A 2,838-nucleotide genomic window follows, 5' to 3' on the forward strand; every position below is an offset into this window, starting at 1 on the left:
TCTTCCCGGGGCGCACCCCCTCCGCGCAGCCGGGGGGTGAACCTTTCCGGAGTTGATCTCCTGTGGCTGGTTTTTCTTTCGGCTGCGGCAGCGATACGGCTACTCGTGGGTCGTCGCGCATTCTCGTCTGGATGGGGTCGTGTAATGTCAGTGCGGCCACTGCGCGTGCAGTCGGGACGAGGGAGCGGGGATGACTGTTCACGAACTCAGGCCCACCGGTGGTGTCGCCGGATCTGACGACACCACGCCTGGCGGTCCTTCGCCCGACAGCACCTTGTCTGGTTCTAGCGATGAACTGTGGGGCTGGCGGGAACAGTCTGGTCCGGAGGACGCCGCGGAGCTCGCCGATATTGCGGATGGTGGGCCACAAGGTTTGTGGGCGTCGGTGTGGCCGCGTGTTCTCGCGGTTCTCGTGGTTGCTTCTGTGGGGCTGCCCGCGGCGGTGGCGTCGTATTGGCATTTGCAGGAAGTCGCGGCCCGGTTCAACCCCGGATCTGCTCTGGCGTATTGGCTGCCGTTGTCGGTGGACGGGCTCCTCGCCGCCGCACTGGTGGTGGTGTGGTCACGGCGCACCCGGGGTGAGCGTGTCGGGTTCGGGCCGTGGGCGGCGTTCGCGTTCGGCATGATCGTCACGTTGTTGGCGAACGCCGCTTCTGTTGTCCCGGAGAGTGAATGGGTGCGGCCGGGGTCGGTGTTGGCGGCGGTGGCGGCGTGGATGGTGGCGTTGTTCCCGCCGGTCGCGTTCGCGGTCAGTTTGGAATTGATCGCGATTGTGCTCCGCCCTACCCGCCGACGGGCCCGGGCGATCCAGCACGGCCGCGCCGGGCGCGGCGGAACCGCAGCGGTCGACAGCCCGGTCACCGGTGAGGCCCTGGAGCCCGCGGCGGCACCGGTCCCGCAGATGACACCGGTCCCGCAGATGACTCTGTCGGCGATCTCACCCGCCCAGTCCCCAGCATCAGCTCCGGCTGCGGCGGGGCTGGTTGGGGCGGTTGTCGAGCCCGGCCGCGACACGGGCGACACGGTCCCGTTGCCTGCGGTGGCACCGGCTGACGCCGACGTCGGTAGTGGGTCCGGGGTGGCGGGTCAGACGAAGCAGGGCCGGGCCGAAGCGTTGTTCATGGCGGCCTGGGACCGGGGTGAGGATCTGTCGCTGGCTGAGGTCGACCGGAGGATCGGCGGGAACCGGACCGCGGCGAAGGCCAAGCGCAGCCTGCGTGATCGCGGTCTTCTGCCGCCGGCCGAGCATCTCCGGCCCGCGCCGCGGGCCGGCGCAGGCCGGGCGAGTACCCAGCTCACTCCTGCTTGACCAGTCCATACCGCCCCGGGCACCGACGGACCGGTCGGCGCGGACACGGTGACGGCGCAACCGGTGATGATCACCGGCGGTACTGGGAGCCATGATCGGTAGGCGTGCGCGGTGCAGTCGCGGCGTTCGTGTTCTTCTGTCTGCAGTCGCGGGTCTGCTGGTCCTGGCCGGTTGCGGAGCCGAGCCGGCCAGGACCGACGATGGGCCTGTGACCGAGGTGGTGTCTCCTCCGGCTGCTGTGCGGGAGGCGTTCGATCCGCCCGCTGATTTCGGTCCGCCGGTGGGTGAGATGGGGCGCGGCGCTGGTGACATCCCGATCGTCGAGGTCCTCGACGGTGTGCACGGGTGGCTGCTCGGCGCGAAAGGCCTGGTCCGGGTTGATCTCACGACCGGTGAGGTGGCCGACGGCCTGTTCCCCGATAATGCTCCGCACCCGGAGGTCGATCTCGACCTGGTCAACACCGGCACCAGCACCGTGGATCCGGCCGGCCCGCCGGTCGTCGCCGACACCCCGGTCGGGCGGCTGGTGCTGGCCGTGTTCCCGGTCAAGATCCCCGATCGGGGCACGGTCCCGGGTGGGATCGGAGTCGAGGTCGTCGACGCGGACTCGGCGACCGGGCAGAAGGCCCAGAGCACGCTGATCCCGCTTCCGGGAAGCGAGGTGCCCGGTTCCCGGCCGTGGTTCGAGTACGTCTGGGTGGTCGGCGTTCACGGGGCGACTGCGGTCGTCGATGTCCGTACCAACGAGTACGAGTTCACCGCTGCGGTCGACCTGGCCTCCGGGCAGGTCCTCTGGACCGCGCCGGGGAAAGCCGGCCAGCTGGTCGTCGGCGACACCGTGATCGTCACCGTCTCCGACTGGGGCGCCGGCACGCGGGACACGCGTGGGTTGTCGGTTGCCGACGGTCGTCAACGCTGGGTCAGCACCTCGGCCGGGTCGGCGTTCCCCGTCGGGCGGGACATGGTCCTGCTCGACGGCTCCAGCACTTCGGTGGTCATCAACGCCACGTCCGGGCGGCCGGTGCCGTCGGTCCCGTTGCACGGAGATCGGCGCGGGTGGAGCTGCTTCGGCGACCAGCGCTCGGTCACCGTCTGCCAGCGTGGTGGTGGACGGTCGGTCGAGGTCCTGCTCGGGCTCGACGAATCCGGCGCCGAGCTGTGGCGCATCGTCAACCAGACCGGTGGGACCCGAGTCCCACCTGCGGTCTCGACGGTCTGGCACGGCGCGATCTACGGCTACACCCGTGACGGTGTTCCAACCGTCCTCGACGCCCGAACCGGCGCTGACCGCACGCCGGTCGCGGCGGTCGCACCGTTTCTGGTCAACGAGTACTTCGGGATCGCCGCTGTCGACGCATCGGTGGGCCAGGTGAGCGCGCCTTCCCGTGCGGTCGCTGTCCCCGCCACCTCCTGACGAGCACTTTTCCTTGACCGCGGCCGGGCCCTGGCTGCTGAAGACAACGTCAGGTCCAGGTCATCGTGATGACGAGCATGGCGGCGACGATGACCAGTCCGAGGATCACCAGGGC

2 protein-coding genes are annotated in these 2,838 nt (G+C 69.8%); both read left to right on the forward strand.

The window, feature by feature from the left end; all coding sequences use genetic code 11:
- Nucleotides 1–190 precede the first annotated feature (190 nt).
- Complete coding sequence (locus tag Ae331Ps2_RS30045; protein WP_083696453.1) at nucleotides 191–1,309, forward strand: DUF2637 domain-containing protein; 1,119 nt, start codon at nucleotides 191–193, stop codon at nucleotides 1,307–1,309.
- Between the two features lie 280 nt (nucleotides 1,310–1,589).
- Complete coding sequence (locus Ae331Ps2_RS30050) at nucleotides 1,590–2,723, forward strand: hypothetical protein (RefSeq protein WP_139319201.1); 1,134 nt, start codon at nucleotides 1,590–1,592, stop codon at nucleotides 2,721–2,723.
- The last annotated feature ends 115 nt before the right edge of the window (nucleotides 2,724–2,838 follow it).

It is taken from the genome of Pseudonocardia sp. Ae331_Ps2, from assembly GCF_001932405.1.
Classification (GTDB): Bacteria; Actinomycetota; Actinomycetes; order Mycobacteriales; family Pseudonocardiaceae; genus Pseudonocardia.